This window comes from uncultured Erythrobacter sp. (assembly GCF_947499705.1).
Classification (GTDB): domain Bacteria; phylum Pseudomonadota; class Alphaproteobacteria; order Sphingomonadales; family Sphingomonadaceae; genus Erythrobacter.
This window is the reverse complement of record NZ_CANMPJ010000001.1, coordinates 1,992,298-2,019,265: the sequence shown is the minus strand read 5'-3', so window position 1 is coordinate 2,019,265 and position 26,968 is coordinate 1,992,298. Positions and strand designations below refer to the sequence as shown.

Genomic DNA, 26,968 nt, shown 5'->3' with positions numbered 1-26,968 from the left:
GCAATCAGGCGGCGTGGGTCAAAAGGAAAATACATGTTCGACAAGAAAACCGTATCGCTGGAGTGGGGCGGAAAAACCCTCACTCTGGAAACAGGTCAGATCGCCCGTCAAGCAGACGGCGCCGTTTTGGCCACTTATGGCGAAACAGTGGTGCTGTGCGCCGTGACCGCCGCCAAGTCGGTGAAAGAAGGCCAGGACTTCTTCCCGCTCACCGTCCACTACCAGGAAAAATTCTCGTCCGCCGGACGTATTCCGGGTGGCTTCTTCAAGCGCGAAGGCCGCGCCACTGAAAAAGAAACACTCACGTCGCGTCTGATCGACCGTCCATGTCGCCCGCTGTTCCCTGAAGGGTTCTACAACGAAATCAACGTGATCTGTCAGGTCCTTTCCTATGATGGTGAGACCGAGCCAGACATTCTTGCGATGATTGCGGCATCGGCTGCTCTGACCATTTCCGGCCTGCCATTCATGGGTCCAATCGGCGCAGCACGCGTGGGTTACTCGAACGATGGCGAATATATCCTCAACCCGACCGTCACAGATGCTCTGGGTGAAGAAGGTAATCTCGATCTCGTGGTTGCTGCGACGCAAGACGCAGTGATGATGGTCGAATCCGAAGCCAAGGAACTGACCGAAGAGCAGATGCTCGGCGCGGTGATGTTCGCTCACGAAGAAAGCCGCAAGGTTATCGGCGCGATCATCGATCTCGCTGAGCAAGCCGCCAAGGACCCTTGGGAACTCGATCCGGTCGAAGACAAGAGCGCCGCTCTCGAAGAGCTGCGCGGTGTCATCGGTGACGATCTGGCTGCTGCCTACAAGATCACCGAGAAAAGCGAACGTCAGGATGCAGTCAATGCCGCTCGTGCCAAAGCGCGCGACCATTACGCCGATCTCGCTGAAAGCGATCCCGGCCAATATATGGGCATCCTGAAGCTCGTGAAGAAGCTGGAAAGCGACATCGTTCGCAAGGCGATCCTCAAGGATGGTCAGCGTATCGATGGCCGTAAGACCGACGAAGTTCGCCCGATCGAGGCGATGGTTGGTTTGCTTCCACGCACCCACGGTTCGGCGCTGTTCACCCGCGGTGAAACGCAGGCGATTTGCACCACCACATTGGGCACGAAGGACGCAGAGCAGATGATCGACGGGCTGGAAGGCCTCTCGTACAACAACTTCATGCTACACTATAACTTCCCGCCCTATTCGGTCGGCGAAGTGGGTCGTTTCGGCTTCACCAGCCGCCGCGAGACCGGCCACGGAAAGCTCGCCTATCGCGCGCTGCACCCGGTTCTGCCGACGACGGAAGACTTCCCGTACACAATCCGCGTTCTGTCAGACATTACCGAGTCCAACGGCTCGTCTTCGATGGCGACAGTTTGCGGTGGCTCGCTCTCGATGATGGATGCAGGCGTTCCGCTGAAGCGTCCGGTTTCGGGCATTGCGATGGGCCTGATCCTTGAAGGTGACGAGTTCACCGTCTTGTCCGACATCCTTGGTGATGAAGATCACCTCGGCGATATGGACTTCAAGGTGGCCGGTTCGGAAGAAGGCATCACCAGCCTGCAGATGGACATCAAGGTTGCCGGCATCACGCAGGAAATCATGACTCAGGCTCTGGAGCAGGCGAAAGCCGGCCGTGCGCACATCCTCGGCAAGATGACCGAAGCTCTCGGCGCATCGCGCGGTGAAGTCAGCAAGCACGCTCCGCGTATCGAAACGATGCAGATCGACAAGTCAAAGATCCGCGACGTTATCGGCACGGGCGGCAAGGTGATCCGTGAAATCGTCGCTGAAACCGGCGCCAAGGTCGACATCGACGACGAAGGCACGATCAAGATCAGCTCTTCGAACGCCGATGAGATTGCGGCTGCGAAAAAGTGGATTGAAGGCATCACCGAAGAGGCTGAAGTCGGTAAAATCTACGAAGGCAAGGTCGTAAACATCGTCGATTTCGGCGCATTCGTGAACTTCATGGGCGGCAAGGACGGTCTCGTCCACGTCTCCGAAATGAAGAACGAGCGTGTCGAGAAGGTGACCGACGTCGTCAGCGAAGGCCAGGAAGTAAAGGTCAAGGTCCTCGAGATCGATCAGCGCGGCAAGGTCCGCCTTTCGATGCGGGTCGTTGATCAGGAAACTGGTGAAGAGCTGGAAGACACCCGCCCGCCGCGCGAACCGCGCGGTGACAAGGGTGGCCGTGGCCCACGAGGCGGCGGTGATCGCCGTGGCGGTCGTGGTCGCGGTCCGCGCCGCGAAGGCGGCGGCGGTGGCGGCGACAAGGGCGGAAATGACGGCCCGGCATCAATGCCCGACTTCCTGAAGGACTAATCCTTCACACACAGACAAACAGGGCCGCGCAGGAGCAATCCTTCGCGGCCCTTTTGTTTTCCGGATGTTTTCCTGCGCGCCTTCGCCTAAGTCCCACCGATCCGATCCCATCTCGAAAGTTCTGAGACTTTGGCCAAACCCCCTTCCGCCCAGCCATTCGAATTTGCAGGCCACACGGTCGAGCCCGGCACTAGCGCGACCATCGATGTTCCCGTCAGCCGCCTTTCCACGGCCACCGAAATTTCGATGCGTGTGCGTGTGATCCACGGAACTAAACCCGGCCCGGTCATGTTCATCAGCGGCAGCGTGCATGGCGACGAGATCATCGGCGTGGAAATATGCAGGCGGGTGATCAACGCGGTTTCGGCAAAACGATTAGCTGGAACACTACTGTGCGTTCCTATCGTCAATGCCTACGGCTTCGTTCAGCACCAGCGGTATCTGCCTGATCGGCGCGATCTCAACCGCTGCTTCCCCGGTTCGCCAAAAGGATCGCTCGCGGCGCAATTGGCGCATCACTTTACCGAGCAGATCATCGGGCGCAGCAGCATCGGGATTGATCTGCACACCGCTGGCCTGCACCGCGAAAACCTTCCGCAAATCCGCATCAGCGAAGGCCGGGCAAAAGCCGCCGAACTGGCCGAGGTCTTTGCCGCGCCTGCAATCATTGTTTCTAACCTGCGGGAAGGCTCGCTGCGTCAGACAGCGGCAGACCACGATTGCGACGTCTTGCTGCTGGAAGCGGGCGAAGCACTGCGGTTCGATGAGCTCAGCATGCGGGTTGGCGTGCAGGGCATTCTTCGCGTCATGGCGCATCTCGGAATGAACGTCCGGCTGCCACGCAAAGTCGGAGCCACGCCCATCCGCAGCCGCCGCACCAGTTGGCTGCGCGCGCCTGCCGGGGGCATATTCCGCGCGACCAAAACCAACGGCGCGGCGGTCGAAAAGGGCGAGACAGTCGGTTTCCTCGCCGATCCGTTTGGCGACATGGACGAGGCTGTCGAGGCGCATATTTCAGGCGTCATTATCGGGCGCAGCAATTTGCCGGTGGTCAATCAGGGCGACGCCTTGATGCACATTGCCGAGGTGGACCGGCACGCGACGGCAGAAGATCGCTTGAACGATATTGAAGACGCAGCCTTCGCTGATGGACTGTTCGACGAAGACGAAATCGTCTAGCGGCGAGCCATGCTGAAACGCGAACTCATCGACTCCACTACAATCGACGACGGCGAAGTGCTCGAGCTCTACAGCCATGGGCGCGATTTCATGATCGTGCTGGGCCGCAACGAGTTGATGAGCACCCGGATGCAGTTTTCCGAGGAGCAACTGGCCGAGCTTACGTTGGAACGGCTGGGAAAGGACGCACCGCGCATCCTGATCGGTGGCTATGGGATGGGCTTTACCTTGCGCAAGGCGCTCTCGCTACTGGGTGAGCGCGCCGATGTGGTGGTCGCGGAAATCTCGCATAGCATCATCGAATGGGCCGATGGGCCGATGAAAGAACTGACCGGGGAGGCGATGTCGGACCCACGGCTGGACCTGAAAATCTGCGATGTCGGTGCGTTGATCGACGATGCGAATGACGGCACCTGCGACAAGTATGATGCAATCCTGATGGACGTCGATAACGGGCCTGACGGACTGGTTCGCGATCACAACAACCGGCTCTATTCGCGCACCGGTATCGGCAAAGCGCGCGACGCGCTGAAACCTGGCGGCATTCTATCGGTCTGGTCGGCAGCGCCTGACCACGCGTTCAAACGCCGTTTGATGGATGCCGGTTTCGCGGTCGAGGAACGCCGCGTGCGATCACGCCCCAACAACAAAGGCGCGCATCACATCATCTGGTTCGCGCGCAAGGGCTAAACTACGGTCAAAGACTTGATCGCGCTCAAAAATCGTAGATCAGGGTCACGCGGCTCAACGTGTCGGTCTGGACCGCACCTACAGGCGGATTGCTGTCATACTCGATGGCATAGGACACACGCGCGCTTACCTTGTCGCTGATCTTGGCATTGAGCCCGGTCACCAGATTGAGGCTGGTGTTGTTTGAATCCACGATGACTGTCGCCGAACCGCCCGTTTCTGCGACCGCATTGGTGTCGTGAGTCAGCTTCAGGCGATCGGTGATGGACCAGTCGAAATCGATACCGAGCAAGGCCGCAACCCTGCTTTCGCTGGTACCGTCGACGAATTCGGTCACGCGATAGGCTGGGCCAGCCTTGGCCGACAATTGTAAGTCGGGCTCGTCAACGATCTGATAACCGATACCCCCGGAAACTGCGTAGCGCGCCGAGAAGCCTTGAAACCGATCGCGTTCATATTGAGCCAGCCCATAAAGGAACACTCGGTCGGACAGGTTGTAGTTCGGTTCGTAGGATGCGAAGTACTGCTCACGCGAGGTCACGCCATTGTTGCGTTGATAGTCCGCACGGGCTCGCAATTTGTGAGTCCAGTCAATCCCTTCTCGCGTGAGCGAAAGACCTGCCGTCACACCCGAATTTGACGAATTGCCAGTTGCGCGAAAGCCTCCAAGCTCACCTTTGCCTGTCCAGTTCTCGAACAAGCCGGCACTGCGGATTTCCTGCTCTTCCATCGCAGCGGCTTCCGCCTTTGCAGCGGAAAGATCGGTTTCGTAGCCGCCCAGTATCGCATCCAATTCGTCCACATCATCCGGATTGGTTTGCTTGGCAAGGTCGATCACGGTCCGCACCGCGGCTTCGTCGCCACTTGCAATCGCAGCATCGATCATGGCGCGCACTGGCTCGGGAAGTTCGGCGAGTGCAGCGGTGGGATGCGTAAGGGCTACGGCTGCGGGGAGGGCAACAAAGGCGATTTTCTTCATGTGGGTCTTAACTTCCTAAAACGCGTATCGGTCCCATGAATTCCATTTTGCCGAGCGGCAAACCCTTCATGCGCAAGATGTCGTAAAACGTTGTTGCGTGGAAATAGAAGTTGGGCTGCGAGAAGCTCAGGAGGAAGTTCGCGCCGGTCAGTTCCATCAGGCGCTTCCCGCCGAGCACGAAACCAATCGTTTTGTCGGACATTTCCTCGAGAGCTTCGTGCGACACGGCGGAGAGTGTGTTCTGTGCATCGGCGATCATCGCCCGCATCGCATCCAAGTCTTGCGGGAGGTCGGTGAAATCGGGGCTGAATTCGCCAGAGGGCAACAGGTCCAGCACCAGCTTGGAGTGCACCCAGCAAGCGCGCACATGCCAAGGAAGCGACCACATATCTTCGGCGAGCTTGGCATCGATCAGTTCCGATGCATCCATGCCATTATCCTTGGCGTAAGCCTCAGCCTTATCAACCAGACCGCTCAATCCAGCGAGGATTTGCTGGCAGTTCGGGACGAAGGCTTGGTGCAGTGTGAGTGGCATGGACTGTCTCCTGAATGATCCGCGCTTTTCTACATTCGCCGCGTTGGCGCACAAGCACGCAGGTGCGTCGCGTCATCGCGCTATCCACGGCACAACGTCGTGCTCAATGGACTTGAGTGTCAGCCACAATGCCAAACGGCGCGGGAATTACCCGCGCCGATCAGCTGTGAGATACGAAGAAGCTGCGCTGCAGATGCGACAGCGAGCTGCTTAGCGAACCCGCTAGCGGACTCTGGGGCCACCAAACGGCAGAGGCGGTGGGGGGCGTCGCGCACCGCGAGGCAGCTGAGCCTGATAGGCCCGGCCGCAGTGTTCGACACAATAAGGGAAGCCCGGATTCACCGGTGTACCGCAGAAATGGAAATCGGGCTCACCCGGATGGCCCATCGGCCAACGGCAGACTTTGTCTGACAGATCAAGCAGGCTCGTCTTGTCCGCGATCTCTGGGCTGGGCTTTGCAGGAACCAGTCGGCGCGGCGGAGCCGGCGGGATTGGCGGCTGCTGATCGCCGGGGCCCTGCCGTAGGAACCCTCCTGGACCGACGGAGACGATCTTGGGCAGGTTTGGCGTGGGATTGGGCAGAGGCTGCGAAGGCGAACCGCCGCTCGACCCAGCCGCAGGCGCCGCAGCTGGTCCGGCGCTATCAGCTGCTTTGGTAGCAGGCTTGGCTGCGGGTTTGGCCGCCTTGGGTGCTGCTTTCTTGGGGGCAGCAGGTTTCGCCGCCGCTTTCTTCGCCGCTTTCTTCTTTTCGTTGGCCTTCACCGGGGACGGGCGCGATTTCAGCCCAAGCCGGTGTGCCTTACCGATTACCGCGTTACGGCTGACGCCGCCCAGTTCCTCGGCGATCTGGCTGGCGGTTGATCCGCCTTCCCACATCTTCTTGAGCGTTCCGATGCGCTCGTCAGTCCAACTCATAAGTTTCTGCTTCCGTTCAAATTGCGTATCAGCGACCGGCTTGTCAGGGCGGGGGCAAGGCCGTAGGCGCTGACGCCATGGCTGATACTGCACCTGCGAACCCTGTTTCGGACGCTGCTCCCGTAAAGAATTCCACCGGGGAGAGCACCCGGTTTCCGCCGCGAGGAGTTCCCGTCATCACCGGGATCAACCGCATCGGATTGTTCGCCCTCTATATGAAGGAGGTGCGACGGTTTCTCAAGGTCCAGACGCAGACGATTTGGGCTCCGGCGGTCACAACACTGCTGTTTTTGATCATTTTCACCGTCGCATTGGGCCGCGGAGGCCGTGAAGTGCTGGGTGTGCCGTTCTCCAGCTTCGTCGCGCCGGGGTTGATCGTGATGGGAATGATGCAGAACGCGTTCGCCAATTCTTCGTTTTCGCTGCTGTCAGGCAAGATACAGGGCACGATTATTGACCTGCTGATGCCTCCGCTGTCTCCGGGGGAGTTGATGGGCGGGATTGTCGCAGCGGCTGTGACGCGTGCGGTCGCAGTTGGGTGCACCGTGGCACTGGCCATGGCGCTGTGGCCGGGTGTTAGCCTCAGCGTTGAGCATCTATGGGCGGTGGTCTGGTTCGGATTGATGGGTGCGGTGCTGCTCGCGCTGTTGGGCCTTGCAACATCGATCTGGGCCGAAAAGTTCGACCACAATGCCGCGATCACCAATTTCGTGATCGCGCCGCTCTCATTGTTGTCGGGAACATTCTATGTGATCGACAACCTCGCGCCGACATTTCAGGCAGTAAGCCGCGCCAATCCGTTTTTCTACGTGATCTCGGGCTTCCGCTATGGGTTCCTGGGCGAAAGTGACATTGGCACCAGCGGCGATGTGATGGTCGCGGCTGTCGGAATTGCGGTGCTCAACCTTGCAATTGCGCTGGCCGTATACGCGGTGCTGCGGTCAGGCTGGAAATTAAAGAGCTGACGCCGCCAGTGCGGTTTATCTCAATCAGTGGGTTAGAGAACGGCGCATCCGATAGCGCCCGTCCTTGAACTGTTCGAACAGCTGCGACAGCGTCGGGTGCTCGACGGGGCCGCCTGAAGCATCCGCTACCAGATTGCCTTGGCTGACATAGGCGACGTAGCTTGAGTCCTCGTTTTCCGCGAGCAAGTGATAAAACGGTTGCTCACGCTTGGGGCGCATGTCCTCAGGGATCGATTCGTACCATTCTTCGCTGTTGGCAAAGACGGGATCAATGTCGAACACGACACCGCGAAAATCGAACAGCCGGTGGCGCACAATGTCGCCGATGCCAAAGCGCGCCCGCGTCTGACGCGGTGCAACAATCGTACGCCCTGCTTGGCTGGAGAAGAACTCTGCGCGTTCCATAGTCTGCAGAATATGGCTCTTCGCAACCGCAAAACAAGCGGCGAGGCGGTGGGCAGGAGAGATATGCCCGTCTTTTGTGCGAATTCGGGTCTTGGCAAGGCGCAGGCGCTGCGCTAACCGGCGCGCTTCCTAAGCACTGCGGCAGGGTATTCGACCATCCTTCCGGCAACGCGACCGGGTTTGAAAAGACCCAGTCAGCCGAGCCAGAAACGCAGACAGGAATGCGGAGAGGTGCCGGAGTGGTCGAACGGGGCAGTCTCGAAAACTGTTGAGCTCTTAGGGGTTCCGAGGGTTCGAATCCCTCCCTCTCCGCCACTTACTGCACTTTTCATCGCAAAAATTCCGCCACTCCGGCTGCGTTCCCACAAAGGCCTCCCTAAAGAGTGTTCGCTCTAAGCCTGGCGCAATCGTTCCGGGAAAATCACGTCGCGTCTCCAACAAAGCAAGCGCGCGCTATTGTGCCCTCTATTGTATGCCGAATGCCAAGTTCGCATCGCCCAAGTCCAATCCGGAATGAGCGAATTGATATCGTTGCGACACACTAAGCCTGCGTTTCTAAGTATAGCCGCTGCTCGTTCCAACTTCGCCTTAGCCGACCCAGCGCACCATCGCGGATCCACGCTCGACAATGCCGAGTGCTTCGATCAGTGCCTATTTCATGAAACACTTGTCGCAGACCCAGGCACCGACTTGGCCATTCCTGGGATGGTTTTGCGTGGCGCTGGCGGGGGCCGTGGCACCCGCCATGGCCATGCTGCTGCTTGCGAATGCAACCACTCCGGTTCCGCTTGTCTCGGTAGGCGGTCCGATACTGGCGGTTGGCCTGATGGGGGCAGGCATGATCGCAGCGGCCGCTGCTGGGCGCCTGTGGGTCGGCGTCCTCCTTTCCGTCCTGACGGGCGCTGGCCTCATAGTGTTGGCGCGTGCGCTAGGCATGCCTATGCCGATAAGCCCGCTTTCAGTCGGGCTTGCCGTATTGATCGCCAGCATCAGTTTCGCTGCGCGCGGTGCCCTGTTTGCCCGTTCTGCAGCCGGGAAAGGCTGGTGGATTGCCGTATTCGTGGTCGCCGGTGAGGCTGCGGTGGTTCTGACAGCCTCAGCGCGCCCGGGCATGTTGCCGGACTGGCTGCTGGCCTTGCTGCCAGCCCAATGGGCCAATCTGGCGATCCAATCGGCGCTCACTGGAACCGGCACTGACGCGGCAAGCTCTGCCTTGATTGCTCTTGGCGGAACCGCGCTCGCGACGTTGCTGGTGGCCTGGCTGTGGCCGCGGCGCTGGCCTTATGTGATCATGTTCACAGCGTGGATTGGTCTCTCCTCGCTTGTCTATCACAGTTCCGGGGCGCCGATTGCCTAGGCTGATCGATCGGACATTGTGTCAGTTGATGCCGGTCACGCTGATCGATGCGGGCAGAAGGTCTGAGCTTTTGTGCAGATTGAGCAATTGCTGGACGATCGCGACAACCTGCATTGTCCTGCTGCCAACCACTGCGCCATCCTCGCATGAAGTTATTTCGGCTGCGGGAATGTAATAGCGCTCGTCAGCGAACCGGGTCGCGATCAGCGCTGAGCCTTTGCCTTGATCGACTGTCATTATCGGCCGGAATTGACGCACGGACCCTGCGGCGGGATCGCAATCGCTGTTGGAGAAGGGGAGGAGGTACTGGCTCCCCCGCCGCGCGGTGCGGACATATTCGCCGAGAAAGTAGATCACGCCCTGCGTCGACCGGAAACGCGGAACGATAACGGCGTCTTGCGCAGTGAGCGGAGCGGCAGCAGCATTGTCACACCGGGGCTCGTCCAATTGCTCGACAACCACCGAATTGCTCGATCCGGTCAGAAACAGAGTGTCACCTGACAGTGAGACACCGTCCTGCTCGATCAGATTCAGGAATGCAGCGATTTCCTTGCGGCGCTCGACTGCGCCAGTGCCTTTGTCTTCCAGCTTGGCGAGGTCGATCAGGTCGGCAAATCCGGCGAGCGGACGGGACGATACGGTGGGGCGAGCAGCGAGGCCAAAATTGCACAGCAGCCCGGCGAACTGTGCTGTCTTCTCCGGCTCATTGCTGATCGAGAGTGCAGCGTCATCAAGCTCGCCCGGCCGGTAGATATCCACCCGCTCGACAAACAGAGCCATGATCAGCTGATCGGGCCAGCCCGCATCCAGATAATACGCCACGGTTTGGGCCGTGATCGGTTGCTGAATTCCGCGCTGGAATTTCTCGGTCGCGAGCACGGTCGCTCTGAAGTTCGGCGCGGTCTTGGCACCCAGGCCCGTGCCAGGCTCGAAAGTGTCGATTCCGCTCTTGAGCGTTGCATCCAGGCCAAGGCTGCCGCTGACCTCCACATTGCCGTTCACTTCGCTAACGGCGGTGAAGTGCAGCGGGAAACGGTGGCTGGCGCGCACGATATTCAGCAGCGTCAACTCGTCCTCGACCTCGGCCACCATCTGGTTCTGATCCATGGCGACGCGCTGCAATTGCGGAGCGAAGGCGCATCCGGTGAGTGCACCGGCCCCCAGCGCCGCACCCAGCAATCGCAGCGCTAGGGCAATCATGTCCCGATGCCTTCCACCCCAAAGTCGCGGCGGGCGGAGACGATGGTGACGACCATGCCGGCCAATGCGTCGAGCAGGACGATTAGCGTGATGATGAAGAACGGTGCGGTGGCGAAGCTCTCCAGCACCACGAATTCCATCAGGCAGACGATGAACAAAAGCATCGAAAGCATGTGATTGATGATGCCAGCCGATGCGGTGCTGGTTGCCTTGACCACTTCGACAAACAGGAATGCAACTGCGAGCGCGACCAGCAAGTCCGCCCAGCTCAGTTCCAATCTCACACCTGACAGCATCGGCAGGGAAATAACCGTCGCTTCGATGGTCGCGAGGATGGCGGGTGCATTTCCGTCCGCCGTGTCGCCCGCGAAGAACGCGACGAGATTATACACCAGCACCGGGATTGCGAGGTACGGGAACACGTCCGAAAAAAGTTTGATCCGGTTCATCGGTTTTTTCCGCCTTTGGTTAGTGAGGGCTTGAATGTCCTGATTTGTCAGAGGTGTTGCCATGATTGAATTCTCGTCAACGAAGTGAATGGAGCGACGCTCTGACCCACTTTATTGAAGTGAATTGGTGAAAAGTCAAGCATTCAACTTCTCAGATCAAATATATAGATCGAGTAATATTTAGTATTACTTGATCAATATTTAGTGCCGTAAATATAGCGGGGAAGTTATGAAGAGAGCGCAGGAAGCAATTGAGGCAACGCGGCAGGGGGCGCAGACAGTGGTCGACCGCATTCCCCCCGATGCCTGGCCCATGATCGACATCGCGTTTCGCATCACTGTCGCGGTGGCAATCGTCTGGTTCCTGCTGATGGTCGTCGCGTGGTGGCGCAGGCGGGCTTACAACCTGACGGTTGCCTCCACAGCGCGCCGAAACAAGAAGGCGCAGCCTGATTTCCTCTCCGTAGATGAAAAGGCTCGCTCAGCTGCCATCGACCGGGGCGAGGCCCATGAAGATGCCCTCGAAGACCGCGAGAAAGACGACGAGATCGCCGCGCTGAAAGCGGCCAAGGGCCCGCTGGGCTTCGCGGAACGCTTCGCCTCGCTCGCATCGCTTTTGATGTCGCTCTTCACGCTTGCATCGGCGATGAGCGGCGTGGTTCTCGGCGTGGGCCGGATGGGCGACTACCTCGAAGAGGCCGGCACCGCTGGCCGGCTGGAATACCTCATCCGCGAGCACACGGTCGGAACGATCATCGTCCTGCTCGTGATCGGGATCCACATCTATCACTACTTCACCAAGAAAAAATGGGAGGCTTGAGCCATGGAAAGTAACCCTCTGGTGCTGTCCGATCCGAATGTCCTCGCCGAGTTTGCGCGCGAAGACCTGTTCAAGACCATCTTTGAAAAACGCTTTGCTTCACCGCCAGACCTTGCCGCGTTGCTGTTTCGCGATGGTGCCTTGATCGATGCCTTCAAAGGCACGCAGTTCACCGTCGGCGGGCTGTGGGAGAATATCAAAGGCGTGATCGGCGGATCGCATCACTACGCGATCATGCTGGCGGACCTGAAACCGTTTCAGGTGCAGTTCCCGATCCGTGGGATTTCAAAAGACAATGTCGAGATCGCCGGCGTTGCGACTTTGGAAATGCAGCTCAATCCCGACAAGGCGGGCAATATCCTCGGCCTGATGCGCGGTGTCAGCCGTCAGAACACCGATCTGGAAAGCGGCGAGATATCTCCATCTGGGCGCAAAGCGTTGTCGGTTTATGACGTGCAGCAGCGGCTCGAGCCGCAGTTTCAGGACCGAATTTTTGAACACATCATCGGCCGTCACAACTCCGATGAAATTCGCGGCAATCGCGGCATGCAGGATCAGATGCAGGCCGACATGATGACAGAGGCCGAGCGGATCACCGGCGATCTTGGGCTGATGGTCAGAAACGGTTCGATCACGTTCGCGATGAACGATGCCGAGCGGCAGGAATTCGAGAAGGCTCGGATTGAGCGCCAACAGGCCGCGATGGACCACCAACTCGAGCTGCTGAAGCGTGAAGTGGAACGCCAGAGCGAAGCAACCGAAGTCAAACTCACTGCCGCAGTCGATCTGCAGAAGGTCGAGCAAGCAGGTGAAGATGAGCTCAAGCTCATGGTCCTTAACAGCGAGGTGTCGTTCGTCGATGCGCGCGAAGCGGCCACGCGGCGGCAGGAAGCCGAAGCGCTCGATCACGAGATCAAGATCCTGGGCCAGGAACGCGCCGCCAAGTTCGCGATGGAACTTGAAGACAGCGCCCATTCCTTTGATGTGCACCGGGCACAAGAGCGCGTCCGGGCATTCCAGCGCGACACCGAGCTGCTCGAAACAAAGCACCAGATCACTCTGACTGCGCTGACCACCGATGCTCAGATCGACGTGAACGAGAAGACCGCGTTTTCGAACATCAAGGTCGACGACGCGCAAGTGGGCTCCAAGCAAAAGCAGACCAAAGACTGGAACGCGATTGCGCGCGAAAACCTGGCCGGTGTGAACGATATCGAGTCTGAAAAGGCCGACCGCGATACCGACCGCAAAATCCGTGAGGGCGAATCCGAGGCGCAGAACCGAGTCGCGCAGATGGCAGCAGCGGCTGGCATGTCTGCCGAGCAGATTGGCGCGATCACTGCCAGCTTCAGCCCGGAAGCGGCACAAGCAGCGATTGCTCAGGCTCAGGCCCGCGCAGCCTCCGGTGAAAAGATGGTGGAAATCGTCCGCGAAATGACTGCTGAAAGCCGTGAGCATGAACACCGCATGCTCGATACCGGAATGAAAGGCGCAACCGGGGTCGCCGCTGGGGCAGGGGGCAAAGGCGCACCGGCTTCGTCCGATGGTGCGGCTGGTTCCTCCGCCAAGGTCGAATGCGCGAATTGCGGCAAGGTGCTGGCGGCGAAAGACAAGTTCTGCACCTCTTGCGGGCACCGGATGCGCACCTGATGCGCCGGTTGCGTTCCCCCAAGGATTGCTGCCGCACAACTCTGTCGCAAGACAATGAAGGGCAATGGTGCGGCGAGTGCGGTCAGCCGCTCGTGCGCTGCATGGCCTTCGCAGAATGCGGCGGCCTGGTTGGTGCTGACGGGCAATGCCAGGTTTGCGTCGGGCCAAAGCTGATCATTGAACCGGGCGCGACGATGCATGCTCCTGTTGGAGGGTCGGTCGCGCTGCCATTCGCACTGATGAACGCGTCTTTAAAGGATCGTCCGCTCTTCATCACAGGGCTATGGAGCCGCGAGGCTGGAGACTGGCGCAAGGAGCGGCTTGGCTGGGAAGAACTCGGTCCGCAGGAACGCGCGCCCGCTTCGGTGATCGCGCGCGAGATCGACAAGCCGGGCATGCACGAGATCGAGATAATGTTCGCGGTCTCGACCCGTTACAAACAGCGCGAAGAACGCTTCGCCTTTTCGACCCGCGTCCTGCTGACCGTGCAAGGCGAAAGCAGCTCTTCCGGACCGACGATCCAGATCTCGAGCGAGAACGAGATGAACGGCAACGTTATCCAGATCCACGACAACACCGCTGGAGGTGAAGAAGGCAGTGGCAAGGTCATCGAAGCGATCGACATGAATGTGGTCCGCCTCGACCGCGAAGAAGCCACGCTCGGTCTGCGGGGGATGGAGGGCGATTTGCACGTTCGCCGCTCGGCTGCATTCCACTTTGACGGCTTTCCCGAGAATGATCACATCCCGTCTGGCTTTCCGATCATGACCCCCGACGGATTGCTTGCGTTCGGCCGCGAGCGATCGCGCGAAACCGGCGGTGCAAGTGACGTCAGGCTCCTCGTAACATCGCCAAGCGGTCAGGTGGATAACGGTCTTTCCCTGCTGGTTTCGCGGCGGCATTTCGATCTGTTTGTCGAGAATGACTGCCTTGTCCTGCGTGTTCGCGGGCGAAACGGATTGCAGGTCAATGGCGAGGTCCTGTCCTGCGAAGAGCGGGCGGTGTTGAAGGACGGCGACACAATCGAACCTGTCCGAGATCATCCAGGAACCGTGGCGCTGACCGTCAGGTTCGACCGAGAACATCGCCGGGTGACAGGCGTGAAACTCACAAGAAAACCTTCGCTAAGGGACGCTTCCCAATGACAAAATGCAGCAAATGCGACCACGAGAATGCCGGGGGCGCCCAGTTCTGCGGCCAATGCGGTGCGTCGCTAAAGCAGGAAACAGTTGGCGACATCACGCCAGAACTCGACTCGATGCAGACCGTTGGAATGTTCGAAACGGTCGGGCGCGGCGACAAAGCCATCTCGAAAGAGCTTGAATTTGGCGAAGGCGATGTCTTCGCCGGTCGCTACACGGTCCAATCGCTGATCGGTCGCGGCGGGATGGGCGTGGTTTACAAGGCGGTCGACCGTCACGGCGAGCGCGAAGTTGCGCTCAAGCTGATCCGGCCGGACCTTTTGTCGGGTGCGGAAGCGGTGAAGCGCCTGATCGCAGAAGGTGTCACCACACAAGAACTCGCACATCCGAATATCGTCCGGGTCTACAATGTCGATGAGGCTGACAACGTCCCTTATGTGGCAATGGAATATGTCGGCGGGACGACCTTGGGTGAATGGCACCGCGCAAGGATTGCCAATCGCGAGCAAGTGCCTGTCAGAGTGGCGGCCAGGATCATCATGGAGCTACTCGCGGGGCTTGAAGCAGCCCATGCGGCAGGGATCATCCACCGCGACCTCAAGCCGCAAAACATCATCCTGACGGCTGAACCGGACGAGAAAAACGCCTCAATCAAGATCCTCGATTTCGGGATTGCTCGTGTGGCGGGAGCCGAAGAAAGCCTTGGCGGAACCGCGCTGGGGACGGCGGCCTATATGGCCCCGGAACAGCGAACCGATCCCGATCTGGTGGATACGTCCGCCGATCTCTTCGCGCTGTCGAAGATTTTCTACAAATTGCTGATGGATGCTCTGCCGGACACGATGTGGCAGCCGCCATCGGCGAGCCGATCCGAAGTTCCTGAGGAGGTCGATGCGCTGATCCTGTCCGGAATTTCCGTCAATCGCAACGACCGCCCGCAGTCGGTAGACGAATTTCGCACACGGCTGCTGGCAGCCATGAATAGCAAGCCCGGCACGCGGCGGAATCCCAACAACACGATCCAGAAACTGCATGACAGCGGCGGGGAAGACAGCGGCAAGACTGGCTTGGCGAGCATCACCGAAAGCCCCATGAAAATGGCCGGGATCGGGTGCTTTGGGGCATTGGCGCTCGTCGTAATATTCATCGCTAACCTGCCCCCGGTGCCGGACGATGAGTATCCGCCTCCACCTCCGCCTCCGCCGGAATCGCCCTATGCCCGGCTTGCGGGAGACTGGTACAGCGAGCTTAGCGGTGAAGCGGAACCCTTCGCGATCAGTGCCGACGGTTCATTTCAAGCGAGCGGGATGGACGAAACCTACAACGTCCCGTTCACGGTTAGCGGTCAGTTCGTCGGCAACAACGCAACCTACCAATATCAGAGCCAGCTGGGTGTGTTCCAGGGCACACTGACCTGGAATGGATCAGATTGCCACGTCGACAATTCTCTGAATGTCGCGGGCCAGATCGTCACCGACCGATACCACATCAATCACCTGCCGGGCGAACCTTGTCCGGCGGGATTCTAGGCCTGAGGAGAGGCGAAATGATGGACCTGACATATGAAGGCCACCCACTTAATGGATGCCTGTTCGAGGATAGTCCGGCGCCTGCGCCCACGCTTGAGACGTCTGGGGCCAGTGCCTCCACCTCCGCCATTCCCAAGGCAATCGATCTCCGGCCATATTGCACGCCGGTGGAGAACCAGCAGCGCACGAACAGCTGCGTTGCAAATGCAATCGTCGGCGCGGTTGAGTTGCTGCATAAGAAGGACAAACGCACGGAGCGCGATCTCTCGCGGCTGTTCCTCTACTACAATGCGCGCAAGCTGGGCGATCGCGAGGACCGCGACGAGGGGACTTACATTCATCATGGCATGGCTGCGGTTATGGCCCACGGGATTTGCGAAGAGCGAATGTGGCCGTTCCAGCAAGTGGCGGTGAACGAGGTGCCGACCCAAGGGTGCTACGAGAATGCCACGCACTACGAAGCCATCCAGTTTGCGCGGACTCCCGGAGCCTCCGCGATCTCTGCGCTGGCGCAGGAATTGCCGGTCGCTTTCGGGATCGTTTTGCCCGGCGAATGCTACAAGGTTGCGCATCAGACGGGGATCATTCCGCCGCCAGAGATGCTGCCGGTGCAGAGCCCACCCAGCGGCCATGCGATGTTGCTGGTCGGCTATGACCTCAGCGAAAAGATGTTCATCGCCCGCAATTCATGGGGGCCTGGCTATGGCAAGGACGGCTACATCCTCATCCCGTTCGATGTGATGTTCAAATACGCCCATCCAGACCAGTTCTGGACCATCGGCGCGATTGAGCGTGCACCCGGCCTGCGCCTGATGGGCATGGGCGTCGAGGAAGCCGCAATCAGCTACGGCGCGCCGGTTCGCCGGTCCGGCGCGAGGGACGGCGTTGCTACGCAGCTTCGCGGCGAAATCGAAGGTCGCCTTGGCGAAGCCAAACGCGGCTTCGCGGACAGATTGCGCGGCAGGAATTAGGCCGGATATCAACTCCGACCCATCCCACCTCGGAATGCTCAATCACGCTGCGTTGCGATGACCCGCTGACCGGTTATTCCACTGCGGTTGAACCGGAGCGGGTAGTCCAGTTTCTTCCTCGCAATTGGCGCGCAGATCGTCGATGCCTGGACCGTAGTCGAACAATGGCAATTCTCCGCGCGCAGACCTGATCTCATCACGCAGGGCGTTCGTCGCGGCTTCGTCGATTTGACCGTCACCGTCTGCAACAACGCCGTAATCGCGCGCGCCTTGTGGTGTTACCAATCCCTGACGGATTTCGAGGCCGACCAGTTCGGGATCGCGCTCAAGCGGATCACCCCAGCCGCCGCCGCCCCAGGTGATGAAGTGCAGCAGATCGCCTTCTTTGACAGCCACATCTTCGATCTTGTTGCCAACGATTTCGGTTGAACCATCGGCGCGTTCGAGCACTTTCTTGGCTCGCATGCCCGGATGTCCGCCATTCACACCCCATGGCGGTACGAACCAGCGGTCATCGTGAATTGCGATCTCGCCGTCAGCGAGGAAACGATAGGACATATGAATGCCGTTGCCGCCGCGGTGCAGGCCCGCGCCGCCGCTGTCTGGCTCGCTCGAATAGCGCTCGATCCGCATGGGAAAATAGCGTTCAAGGAACTCGTTTGGCACGTTGGTAAAGCCGGGCCATAGTGAGTGTCCGTCCGGTCCATCGCCCAAAGGCCTGCCGGGAATGCCACCAAAGCCGATCTGGAACAGCTGGAACCATTCGCCCTCTTTCGCAGGACGATTGTCCCAACCCGAATAGAACAGGTGCGGAGAAGAGCTGAACCCGGCGGCGTTGAGAAACTCTGGCGTCCCCTGGCCAAGCAGACCGCCGAGAATGTCGAAAATCCGCCCCAGCGCGTGGGTGCGACCCGATAGGGCAGCCGGGAATTGCGGCTTGAGCAGCGAGCCTTCGGGAATGCGCACCTCGATCAGATCGTAGAACCCGTCATTGAACAGGATCTGTGGGTCGAAGACCATGATCATGTAGATCCCGAAGAACATCTTGAACATGTTCTCATTCAGCAGGAAATTGATCGAAGCTGCGCTTTGCGGGTCGGTGCCGTCGAAATCGAGAATGACCTTCTCGCCCTCGCGCCACATCGAGCACTTGATCTTGTATGGACCGAAGCCTTTGCCGTCGTCGCACAGATAGTCTTCGAAACTGACCTTCGTTTCGGCAACAGCCTGCGAGAGCAGCGCTTTCATCGCGCGGTGGTTGCGGGCGAGCAATTCCTGCGTCGCCGACACATAGACGTCGTCACCGAACCGCTCAGCCATCTCGACCACGCGTTTGGAAGCAACCCGGCACGATGCGATGAGCGCGTTGAGATCAGCCTGACACCAATCGGGTTTGCGCGTCTGGTGCATGACGAGCTTCATCAGGTCGTCATTGTACTCGCCCTTCTTCCAGATCTTCACGGGCGGAATGCGCACGCCTTCTTCGAAAATGCTGGAAGCGCCGATCGGCATGGAGCCTGGCACGCTGCCTCCGATATCCGACTGGTGGCCGAACATTGCCGTGTAGGCGATCAAACGGCCGTCCTTGAATACAGGGAGCAGGACGAGCCAATCGTTTGAGTGACTGACCGCGCCGTCGCAGGAATAGGGATCGGACAGGAAGATCATGTCCCCATCTTCAATTGTACCGTCGAACTGCTTCAGGAATCCGTCGATGAAGCTGCCGAACTGGCCGACGATCATCTTGCCCGCCGGGTCTGAGATCAGCGGAAAGGCGTCGCCCTGCTCGCGGATGCCCGGTGACATTGCGGTGCGTACGAGCGTGGCGTCCATTTCGACCCGGGCATTGCGTAAGGCGTTCTCGATAATGTCGAGCGTGACGGGATCGATGTCGATCTTTGCGAAGGGCGTGGAGTTCGTTTCGATTATCTGTGCCGGCATGGTTCAGCCCTCCTGCACTGGATTGATAAGGATATTGCCGACCGGATCGACAGTCGCGACGCAGCCGCTTTCGACCAACGTGGTCGAGTCCATTTCTGTGATGATTGCCGGGCCGGGGATCTTGTCCCCCTGTTTCAGTTTTGCTCGGTCATAAATCGCACCGGCCTGTTCGCGTCCGTCCATCCATAACGTGTGGTCGCGGATCTTCGCCGCCGATGGATCACCATCGCCCTTTGGCAGCTCAGCGGCGGGCAGGGCAGGGGCTTGCCCCAATGCCACAGCGCGCAGGTTCACGATTTCGTGCGGCGTATCCATGTTGAAAGTGAACAGGCGCAAGTGCTCTTCGTCAAAGCGCGCGAGAATGCCTTCAATACCGTCGGCATCCAGAATTGCCTTGTCGATCGTGAGCGGGACTTCGAAGGCCTGTCCGGCATAACGAATGTCGACTTCGAACTGGCTGGTGATCTGGTCCTCGGGCACACCGTCAGCGAGCAATTCACCGCGCGTTTGGGCCGCCATCTCATCCAGCACGCCCTGCAAATCTGCGATCGTCGTATCTTTGGCCAAACGCGAGAAACTGCGTGCCGTTTCGGTTCGCATCTGGGTAGTCGCATCGCCCAATGCGCACAGAACTCCGGGAGACACCGGCGATACAGCGGGCCAACTGCCCATTAGCCTTGCCACCGCGTTGACATGCAGAGGACCCGCGCCGCCAAACCCCATCAGCGCAAATTCGCGCGGGTCGTAGCCTTGCTGAACGCTGATCATCCGCAGTGCGCCAAACATGTTTTCATTGACGATGTCGATGATCCCGCGTGCGGCCTCCATCAGGCCAACGCCAAGTGCATCGGCAACGGTTTGGACCGCCTTCTTCGCGCCTTCGCGATCGAGCTGGAACGAGCCGCCGAGAAGGTCCTCGGGGAGATAGCCGAGCACGACATTGGCGTCGGTGACGGTCGGAACTTCGCCTCCCTTGCCATAAGCGACTGGACCTGGAACGGCCCCAGCGCTTTCCGGGCCGACGCGGAGCGCCTTCGTCAGTTCGGGAACGTGTGCAATCGAACCGCCGCCAGCGCCCACCGTCTTCACGTCGAGTGCGGAGGCACGAACGGAAAGGTGGCCGACTTCGGTCGTGCGCACCCGGCGCGCTTCCAACCCTTCGATCAAGGCAACATCGGTTGACGTGCCGCCGACATCGAGGGTGAGAATGTTTTTTAACCCGGCATTCTTCCCGACCCAAAGGGCTCCGGTTACGCCGCCAGCAGGGCCGGACATCAGGATGTTGACCGGATGCTCTTCGGCTTTCTGGCTGCTCATCAACCCGCCATCGGAGCGGAGCAGCGAAAGCCGGCCTTTGAGCCCCTGATCCTCAAGCTGGTTGCGCAGGTTAGAGACATACTTGCTAACCACAGGGCGGACGGCGGCGTTGGCGACGGTCGACAGTGTGCGCTCATATTCCTGCATTTCGGGCAGCACTTCGTGGCTGAGCGAGACCGGCACGCCGGGCAGTTCCTCTGCAGCAATCTCCCCGATCCGGGCCTCGTGAGCACCGTTTACATAGGCGTTGATCAGGCTGACGGTCAGCGCCTCGACACCGTTGCCTTTGAGCTTGCGCATCTGCGCCCGCACTGCGTCTTCCTCGAGCGGCGATACTTCATTGCCATCGGCATCCATCCGGCCTGGCACTTCGACAGTATCTTCTAGATGGGCGAGAGGCTGCGGCTTGGGCCAGACGATCCATGCAGCCAATCCGCCGGGCACAAAGCTCCGCGCGATTTGCATGATGTCGCGGTAACCCTGCGTCGTGATGAGGCCGACTTTCGCGCCTTTGCCTTCGAGCACGGCGTTGGTCGCGACGGTGGTACCATGCAGAAAGTAGGCGATATCCTCGGCGGATACGCCAGCTTCTGCGGTGATCGCCTTAACCCCGTTCAGAATGCCTTCCGAGCTATCGTGCGGGGTTGAGGGCGTTTTGTGCCGCCAGAAATTTCCCGTGTCTTCGTCAAATAGCAGCAGGTCAGTAAAGGTCCCGCCGACATCGACGCCCAGCCTGTAAGTCATGGTTTCTCCTGGCTCAATTTAGTCAGGCCGCGCGCGCGACCCGGGATGGCAGTTCGCGGGCCAGCACTTCTGCAAACTCGCGGTTGGATTTGATGGCGGCATTCAGATCGATGCCCGTCGCAATTCCCGAACACTCCATCAGGTAGATAAGGTCCTCGGTCGCGATATTGCCGGTTGCGTTGGGTGCGAATGGACAACCGCCAAGCCCGCCCAAGGACGCGTCGAAGGTACGCACGCCCGCTTGATAAGCGGCCCAGGCGTTGGCGATGCCGGTGCCCCGCGTATCGTGGAAGTGGCAGCGCATCGGGATTTTCCTATTCAGGAGCTCGCCGAGCTTGCCGAACAGATCCTCCACCTGCGCAGGCACGCCTACACCGATCGTGTCCGCAAATGCGATTTCCTCAGGTTCCTCCGCTGCCATTTCTTCGGCGATTCGCAGTACTGTTTCGGGTTTCACTTCGCCTTCGAATGGGCAGCCAAAGGCTGCTGAGATTGTGACCTGGGCGCGCATCCCCTCGGCCTTGGCAAAGCGGATCATGTCCCGGTTCTCGGCGATCCCTTCCGCGATGGTTTGGCCTTGGTTTTTCTGTCCGAACGTGTCGGAGGCGACAAGCACGCACCCCGCTTGATCTATCCCGCGCTTGCCGCCCTCGCGCGTCGCAAGCCCGCGCAATACGCCGCGCTTGTTCAGGGTCAGGCCAATGTAGGTGACATCTTCGCGGTCGGGCAAAGCGGCGATCACGTCCTCGGCATCCGCCATCTGCGGCACGCGTTTCGGGTGGACGAAGCTGGCAACTTCAAGCCGCCTGGCTCCATAGCCAATCATCTTTTCGATGAGCGCAACCTTGTCTGCGGTCGAGACAATATCCGGCTCGTTCTGAAGCCCGTCACGCGGGCCTACTTCGACCAGTTCAATGCTGTTCTGGGCCATCGAAAAATCATCTCGTTCGTCAAATGATGAGCGCGCTCAATACGCAAATTGTATACAAATGCAAATCATCCGATTATAGGCGCGGCCCTGCTTGGGTGCGATTGTGAACCGCTAGGGCATTCTCTGGTCCTTTTAGGTTCCTTTCCGTCACCCATGATCAAAGACCAGTTTTGAAAGGCGTAGACATGGCTCAGGGTGCTCTCGACGGATTGCGACTGATTGAAATGGGACAGCTGATTGCTGGCCCGTTTTGCGGACAGTTGATGGGCGATCACGGGGCCGAGGTGATCAAGGTTGAACCGCCAAAAGTTGGTGACGCCATGCGCAATTGGGGGCAGGGCGTGCCGCTGTGGTTCTCGGTCGTCGGGCGCAACAAGAAGTCGATCACGCTCAATCTGCGTGAGAAGGAGGGGCAGGCCATCGTCAAGCAATTGGCCGCGAAGTCCGACTTTCTTCTGGAGAACTTCCGCCCAGGTACGCTCGAGCGCTGGAAGCTCGGTTGGGAAGAGCTTTCGGCGATCAACGAAGCCCTCATCATGATCCGCGTCTCCGGCTACGGCCAGACTGGCCCATACTCGCCTCGCGCGGGCTATGGCGGGATTGGAGAAGCGATGGGCGGGATGCGTTACATCGCGGGTGAGCCGGACCGTCCACCTAGCCGCGCAGGGCTGTCGATCGGCGACTCGCTCGCTGCCACCTACGCCTGCCTGGGGGCGATGATGGCGCTCAATCACCGTCATAAAACCGGCAAAGGTCAGGTGGTTGATTCGGCGATCTACGAGTCGGTTCTGGCGATGATGGAATCGACTGTGCCGGAGTACACAGTGACCGGGCATATCCGCGAGCGGACGGGATCAATCCTGCCCAAGGTTGCACCGTCCAATGTCTATCCTACCAGCGATGGCAGCGTGCTTGTAGCGGGCAATCAGGACAGCGTGTGGAAGCGTATGGCGACGATGATGGGCATGGCGGAACTTGGCGATGATTCGCGCTACAACAGCCATGTCGCGCGCGGTCGGAACCAGACTGAATTGGACGACCTGATCGGCGAATGGACCAAACAGCATACGAGCAAGCAAGTACTTGATCTGTGTGAGGAACATGGTGTCCCGGCAGGCAATATGTACCGTGCACCGGAGATGCTGGAAGATCCGCATTTCGCCGCGCGTGAAGCCATTGTCGATGTTCCGCATCCCCGCCACGAGAATTTCAAAATGCAGAATGTTGCGCCCAGACTGTCAGAGACGCCGGGCAATATCGAATGGGTTGGCCCCGATCTCGGTCAGCACAATGAAGAGATCTATGGCGAGCTGCTTGGCATGGACAGCGCGACCCGCTCTGACCTCGAAGATCGCGGCATTATCTGACGTAGAACGCCGGGACTGGCAGCCTTATTCCGCCACTTCCGCAGCATCGGCGAAAGTATGAAAGGCACGGCGCAGATGGCTCGCCATGACCGCTCGTGCCCAGCTGCGATCGCGGGCTCTGAATGCGGCGATCAGCTCGTCATGATCGCGTGCCGATTGCCGCAGGTCCTTCACTGAGTAACTGCGCGCGGTGTGCAGGACGACCGGCTGCTCCACCAGCATGGCTAGCACTTGACCGAGCCGTGGGGATTGCGCCGCCTCGGTAATGATCTCGTGAAAGATCCGGTTCTCGTCGAGGAATTCGACGACGTTGGGCGGCTCGCAATCAACGGCTGCGTGGAGCTTTGCATTTACCGCTGCAAGCTCGTCGATCTGAGCTTCGCTCAGGCGGTCCGCAGCGCGCTCTGCGGCGTGACCTTCCAGCATTTCGCGCAAAGTGAACATCTCGTCGATATCATCGCGGCTCCAGTCGGCGACGAAGATGCGTTTGGACTCGTTGCGGACGAGCAGCATCTCTGCCTCAAGCCGACTTACCGCTTCGCGAACCGGAGTTCGACTAACGCCGGTAATCTGCGCAAGCTGATCTTCGGTCAGCTGCTCGCCAGGCTTGGCTTCGCCGCGCAGCAAAAAGCCGCGAATTTTGCCATAGGCCTGGTCTGACGCACGTGTCATTGAAAGGCACCTAAAGGGTACAGAAAGGAACAGAAACGGCATTGAGCCGTTCCGCCCGAGACCAGACTGTAGCAGAAAATCACCAATCCAGACCCTTTCCAAGCCAAATTTTGTAGGAACCCAATTATTCTTGACGCATTCAAATTGTATACAATAGGGGCCGCGTCAAGGGAGTTTGCCGCGCGTTGCAGAACGCATCTGTCAATGTCAGTCTACCAATCGCGAGCGTGATCGTGAGAAGCGACGCGCGTGGCGCATTTGCGGCAGGGCGGCAATCCAGCCGGAGCAAGGAAGAGCCCGGCGCCCCGACCAGAACAAAAACTATCTTCAACTCGATTGGTTCAGGGAGAACCCGGTGATGAAATTCCAGAAGTCCCAACTCGCTTTCGGTGCCGCGCTTGGCGCAATAGTATTTGCCAGTCCGGCGGTCGCGCAGAATGCAGATGCGACGGCCAGCGCCGAGAGCGAGAATGACAACGCCATCATCGTCACTGCCCGCCGTCAGTCGGAAACGCTCGGTGAAGTGCCAAGCTCGATTACGGTCTTCACCGCCGACACGCTCGAGAAAACGGGGATCGAACGTGCGGATGAATTTGTACAGCTAACCCCCGGTGTCACAATCGTGACCGGCACCGCCGAAGCGGGCGACACCCAGATCAACATCCGCGGGATTAACGGTGCACGCGACGCGGAAAGCTCGGTCGCGCTCGTCGTCGACGGCATCCTCAAAACCAACACCGCCCAGCTAAACCAGGATCAGGGCACGTTGCGCCAAATCGAGATACTCAAAGGTCCGCAGGGCGCGCTATACGGACGCAACGCCGCCGCAGGTGCAATTGTCATCCAGACGCTCAAGCCGTCGGATTTCCTTGAAGGTGGCATCGAAGTGTCCGCTGCCGAAGATAACACCTATTCGGCCAACGGATACATCTCCACTCCGATCGGCCAGAACGCGGGTCTAGTCCTCTCGGGCAGCTACAACACCACGGACGGGTTCTTCTTCAACCGCTTCCTCAATGACAACGTGGTCGACGATCAGGAAACATGGTCAGTCGACGGGCGCTTCGTCGCCAATCTCGGACCCGCCACGGAGATCGATATCAAAGCGCGCTATGCCGATCTGAAGGGCGCGTCGATCAACTACAACACATCGTTCCACCTGCCGAATTTCGCAGGCGTCGATCCGGCGTTCTTTGAGGACGTGAACGACCATCCCTTCGATTTCTACGGCAATATCCGCCCGATCAATGAACAGCAGACTTTCGAGGTTTCGGCCAAGATCGAGCATGAATTCGACGCGGTAACGCTCACGGCCTGGGCGCTGTACAGCGACGTCGATCAGTTGCTGATCGCAGACGGCACATCGGCAGACTTTGCGCGCTTCACCTTCCCCACGGGGACGCAGGCATCGGCGGATGCGTCTGCCGCGTGCTTTGGCTCGACAGCGCAGCTGACCGGCTTCCCGCTTAACGCGCCGACCTTTATCGGCCAGACTCCGGTGCCATTTATCTTCGATCCAGCGACAGGCTCGACCTTTGGTGGTTTCAGCCCGACAACATGCGATGGCACGCAGCTGCAGATCCGCGAGCAAAGCGACATCAGCGGCGAAATCCGCCTTGCTTCAAACGATGGCGGCCCGTTCCAATGGCAGGTCGGCGCCTACTATCTTCACATCGATCGGGAGACCGGTGTCAGCCTTGGCGCTGATCTGGGGCAGGGAGTCTCGCGAGAGCTGTTCAACGGGCCAAACTCGATCAACCCGACAACGCAGCTCTACAACGATGACTTCTCGACCGACGTCTATGCCGTATTCGCTTCGGTGGACTACGAGGTCAGCGACCGGTTCGAAATCGGTCTGGCTGCGCGCTACGATATCGAAGATCGCTCGGTCCGCAGCCTCGTACCGAACGCTACCGACCCCTTTACCGGCGGCCCGATCAATCCGGGTCAGGCATTCGGACCAATCCCTCCCCAGTCGGAGACATTCGAGCAAATTCAGCCGAAAATCTCGTTGCGCTACGAACTCGGCGATAACGTGAACCTGTATGCCAACTGGGGCATCGGTTTTAAGTCGGGTGGCTTCAACAATCAGGGCTCGGCCGCGATTGTCGACCAGGCATTCAACCAGTTCATCGGCACCAACGTGTTGATCGAGGACTTGTACCGCAAGGAAACATCAAGCGCGTTTGAGGCGGGAATCAAGGGCTCGGCTGCCAATGGCAAGCTGACCTTCGACGTCGCGGGCTACTACACCGAAATCGATGACATGCAGTTCTTCGAATTCTTCGTGGGCGCCTTTGGCCTGCTGCGCGTTGTTTCGAACATCGATGAGGTCGAGGTCTACGGGGCAGAGGCTAACGTGAACTTCGAAGTCATTCCCGGTTGGGACTTCTTCGGCGCGTTCAACGTGACCGAAAGCGAGATAATCGCGAACGCCTCGCGCCCGAACACGGTCGGAAACGAGTCGCCCTATACTTCGGATTACACGATCAACCTTGGCACGCAGATCGTGGCGCCGCTGGCGAGCACGATCGACCTGCTGGTCCGCGCCGATTATCGCATCACCGGTCCAACCTGGTTCCACACGGTGCAGGACGATCCGTCGCCTACACTATTCAGCGGCCTGCTGCCCGGATCGGCACTCGCACTCCCCGCATTCGTTGGTGATGCCGACTATACAGTCACCCAGCGCGAGGCCTTTGGCGTGCTTGATCTGCGTGTTGGCCTTGAAAGCGACAGCTGGCGGGTCACCGCATTCGCCGACAACCTGCTCAACCGGGAGTTCCTCAACGAGGTGATTCCCGCAATCGAGTTTGGAGGATCATTCATCTCACCGGGCGCGCGCCGCCGCTTTGGTGTCGAAGTCGGCTACAATTTCTAAGGGA

At 59.3% G+C, this 26,968-nt stretch carries 22 protein-coding genes and 1 tRNA gene; 13 read left to right on the top strand and 10 right to left on the bottom strand.

All coding sequences use genetic code 11. The annotated features are described in order from the left end of the window. Positions 1-33 precede the first annotated feature (33 nt). The 3 genes from pnp (at position 34) to Q0837_RS09610 (ending at position 4,194) form a co-directional block, all read left to right on the top strand. Positions 34-2,325 (top strand): polyribonucleotide nucleotidyltransferase, encoded by a 2,292-nt coding sequence (gene pnp / locus Q0837_RS09620; RefSeq protein WP_298468137.1) that lies wholly within the window; start codon positions 34-36, stop codon positions 2,323-2,325. Positions 2,326-2,454: 129 nt separating this feature from the next. After that, positions 2,455-3,504, top strand: a complete 1,050-nt coding sequence (locus Q0837_RS09615; RefSeq protein ID WP_298468134.1) for a succinylglutamate desuccinylase/aspartoacylase family protein — start codon at positions 2,455-2,457, stop codon at positions 3,502-3,504. 9 nt (positions 3,505-3,513) lie between these two features. Next, the gene (locus Q0837_RS09610; protein ID WP_298468131.1) at positions 3,514-4,194 is read left to right on the top strand and encodes an MnmC family methyltransferase; all 681 of its coding nucleotides are present in this window, start codon (positions 3,514-3,516) and stop codon (positions 4,192-4,194) included. Between the two features lie 25 nt (positions 4,195-4,219). Here Q0837_RS09610 and Q0837_RS09605 read toward each other — a convergent pair whose 3' ends face one another. From Q0837_RS09605 to Q0837_RS09595, 3 genes are all read right to left on the bottom strand, one after another. Then, a complete protein-coding gene (locus Q0837_RS09605; RefSeq protein ID WP_298468128.1) occupies positions 4,220-5,173 on the bottom strand; it encodes a YdiY family protein in 954 nt (317 codons plus the stop codon). 7 nt (positions 5,174-5,180) lie between these two features. Beyond that, positions 5,181-5,708 carry a DUF1993 family protein gene (locus Q0837_RS09600; RefSeq protein ID WP_298468124.1) on the bottom strand — a complete coding sequence of 176 codons (528 nt, stop codon included), beginning with the start codon at positions 5,706-5,708 and terminating at the stop codon, positions 5,181-5,183. A 222-nt stretch (positions 5,709-5,930) separates the two neighbouring features. Beyond that, positions 5,931-6,623, bottom strand: coding sequence for a GcrA family cell cycle regulator (locus Q0837_RS09595; protein ID WP_298468121.1), 693 nt, complete (start codon positions 6,621-6,623; stop codon positions 5,931-5,933). 77 nt (positions 6,624-6,700) lie between these two features. On the opposite strand from Q0837_RS09595, the gene Q0837_RS09590 reads away from it, so the two are divergent. Continuing rightward, positions 6,701-7,588, top strand: coding sequence for an ABC transporter permease (locus Q0837_RS09590; RefSeq protein WP_298468118.1), 888 nt, complete (start codon positions 6,701-6,703; stop codon positions 7,586-7,588). 24 nt (positions 7,589-7,612) lie between these two features. Here the strand turns inward: Q0837_RS09590 and hspQ are convergent, their stop codons facing one another. Continuing rightward, a complete protein-coding gene (gene hspQ / locus Q0837_RS09585) occupies positions 7,613-7,993 on the bottom strand; it encodes a heat shock protein HspQ (RefSeq protein WP_298468115.1) in 381 nt (126 codons plus the stop codon). Positions 7,994-8,218: 225 nt separating this feature from the next. Between hspQ and Q0837_RS09580 the strand changes: the two genes are divergently transcribed. Together Q0837_RS09580 and Q0837_RS09575 are read left to right on the top strand one after the other, a co-directional pair. Beyond that, a tRNA-Ser gene (locus tag Q0837_RS09580) sits at positions 8,219-8,308 on the top strand. Between the two features lie 343 nt (positions 8,309-8,651). Beyond that, entirely contained in the window at positions 8,652-9,350 is a 699-nt protein-coding gene (locus tag Q0837_RS09575; protein ID WP_298468112.1) for a hypothetical protein, read from the top strand. Positions 9,351-9,371: 21 nt separating this feature from the next. Here Q0837_RS09575 and Q0837_RS09570 read toward each other — a convergent pair whose 3' ends face one another. Together Q0837_RS09570 and Q0837_RS09565 are read right to left on the bottom strand one after the other, a co-directional pair. After that, positions 9,372-10,550, bottom strand: coding sequence for a hypothetical protein (locus Q0837_RS09570; RefSeq protein WP_298468110.1), 1,179 nt, complete (start codon positions 10,548-10,550; stop codon positions 9,372-9,374). After that, positions 10,547-10,999: a hypothetical protein gene (locus Q0837_RS09565; RefSeq protein ID WP_298468107.1), complete on the bottom strand. Its 453-nt coding sequence runs from the start codon at positions 10,997-10,999 to the stop codon at positions 10,547-10,549. The genes Q0837_RS09570 and Q0837_RS09565 overlap by 4 nt, the downstream gene beginning before the upstream one ends. A 229-nt stretch (positions 11,000-11,228) precedes the next feature. Between Q0837_RS09565 and Q0837_RS09560 the strand changes: the two genes are divergently transcribed. The 5 genes from Q0837_RS09560 to Q0837_RS09540 all read left to right on the top strand — a co-directional run bounded on the left by Q0837_RS09560 (position 11,229) and on the right by Q0837_RS09540 (position 17,111). Next, positions 11,229-11,819 carry a hypothetical protein gene (locus Q0837_RS09560; RefSeq protein WP_298468105.1) on the top strand — a complete coding sequence of 197 codons (591 nt, stop codon included), beginning with the start codon at positions 11,229-11,231 and terminating at the stop codon, positions 11,817-11,819. Positions 11,820-11,822: 3 nt separating this feature from the next. Then, positions 11,823-13,469 (top strand): hypothetical protein, encoded by a 1,647-nt coding sequence (locus Q0837_RS09555; RefSeq protein ID WP_298468102.1) that lies wholly within the window; start codon positions 11,823-11,825, stop codon positions 13,467-13,469. Positions 13,470-13,570: 101 nt separating this feature from the next. Next, positions 13,571-14,614 (top strand): FHA domain-containing protein, encoded by a 1,044-nt coding sequence (locus Q0837_RS09550; protein WP_298468100.1) that lies wholly within the window; start codon positions 13,571-13,573, stop codon positions 14,612-14,614. Beyond that, the gene (locus Q0837_RS09545) at positions 14,611-16,140 is read left to right on the top strand and encodes a serine/threonine-protein kinase (protein ID WP_298468098.1); all 1,530 of its coding nucleotides are present in this window, start codon (positions 14,611-14,613) and stop codon (positions 16,138-16,140) included. Before Q0837_RS09550 ends, Q0837_RS09545 begins: the two co-directional genes overlap by 4 nt. Before the next feature lie 17 nt (positions 16,141-16,157). Then, entirely contained in the window at positions 16,158-17,111 is a 954-nt protein-coding gene (locus Q0837_RS09540) for a C1 family peptidase (RefSeq protein WP_298468095.1), read from the top strand. Between the two features lie 42 nt (positions 17,112-17,153). Here the strand turns inward: Q0837_RS09540 and Q0837_RS09535 are convergent, their stop codons facing one another. The 3 genes from Q0837_RS09535 to Q0837_RS09525 are packed head-to-tail and all read right to left on the bottom strand — an operon-like array spanning position 17,154 to position 22,044. Continuing rightward, the gene (locus Q0837_RS09535; RefSeq protein ID WP_298468094.1) at positions 17,154-19,052 is read right to left on the bottom strand and encodes a hydantoinase B/oxoprolinase family protein; all 1,899 of its coding nucleotides are present in this window, start codon (positions 19,050-19,052) and stop codon (positions 17,154-17,156) included. A gap of 3 nt (positions 19,053-19,055) precedes the next feature. Next, positions 19,056-21,113: a hydantoinase/oxoprolinase family protein gene (locus Q0837_RS09530; protein ID WP_298468093.1), complete on the bottom strand. Its 2,058-nt coding sequence runs from the start codon at positions 21,111-21,113 to the stop codon at positions 19,056-19,058. A 22-nt stretch (positions 21,114-21,135) separates the two neighbouring features. Then, positions 21,136-22,044, bottom strand: coding sequence for a hydroxymethylglutaryl-CoA lyase (locus Q0837_RS09525; RefSeq protein WP_298468092.1), 909 nt, complete (start codon positions 22,042-22,044; stop codon positions 21,136-21,138). Positions 22,045-22,229: 185 nt separating this feature from the next. Here Q0837_RS09525 and Q0837_RS09520 point away from each other — a divergent pair, with 185 nt between their 5' ends. Then, entirely contained in the window at positions 22,230-23,411 is a 1,182-nt protein-coding gene (locus Q0837_RS09520; RefSeq protein WP_298468090.1) for a CaiB/BaiF CoA-transferase family protein, read from the top strand. Positions 23,412-23,435: 24 nt separating this feature from the next. Here the strand turns inward: Q0837_RS09520 and Q0837_RS09515 are convergent, their stop codons facing one another. Then, positions 23,436-24,083: a GntR family transcriptional regulator gene (locus Q0837_RS09515; RefSeq protein ID WP_298468088.1), complete on the bottom strand. Its 648-nt coding sequence runs from the start codon at positions 24,081-24,083 to the stop codon at positions 23,436-23,438. Between the two features lie 358 nt (positions 24,084-24,441). Between Q0837_RS09515 and Q0837_RS09510 the strand changes: the two genes are divergently transcribed. Then, positions 24,442-26,964, top strand: a complete 2,523-nt coding sequence (locus Q0837_RS09510; RefSeq protein ID WP_298468085.1) for a TonB-dependent receptor — start codon at positions 24,442-24,444, stop codon at positions 26,962-26,964. Positions 26,965-26,968 lie beyond the last annotated feature (4 nt).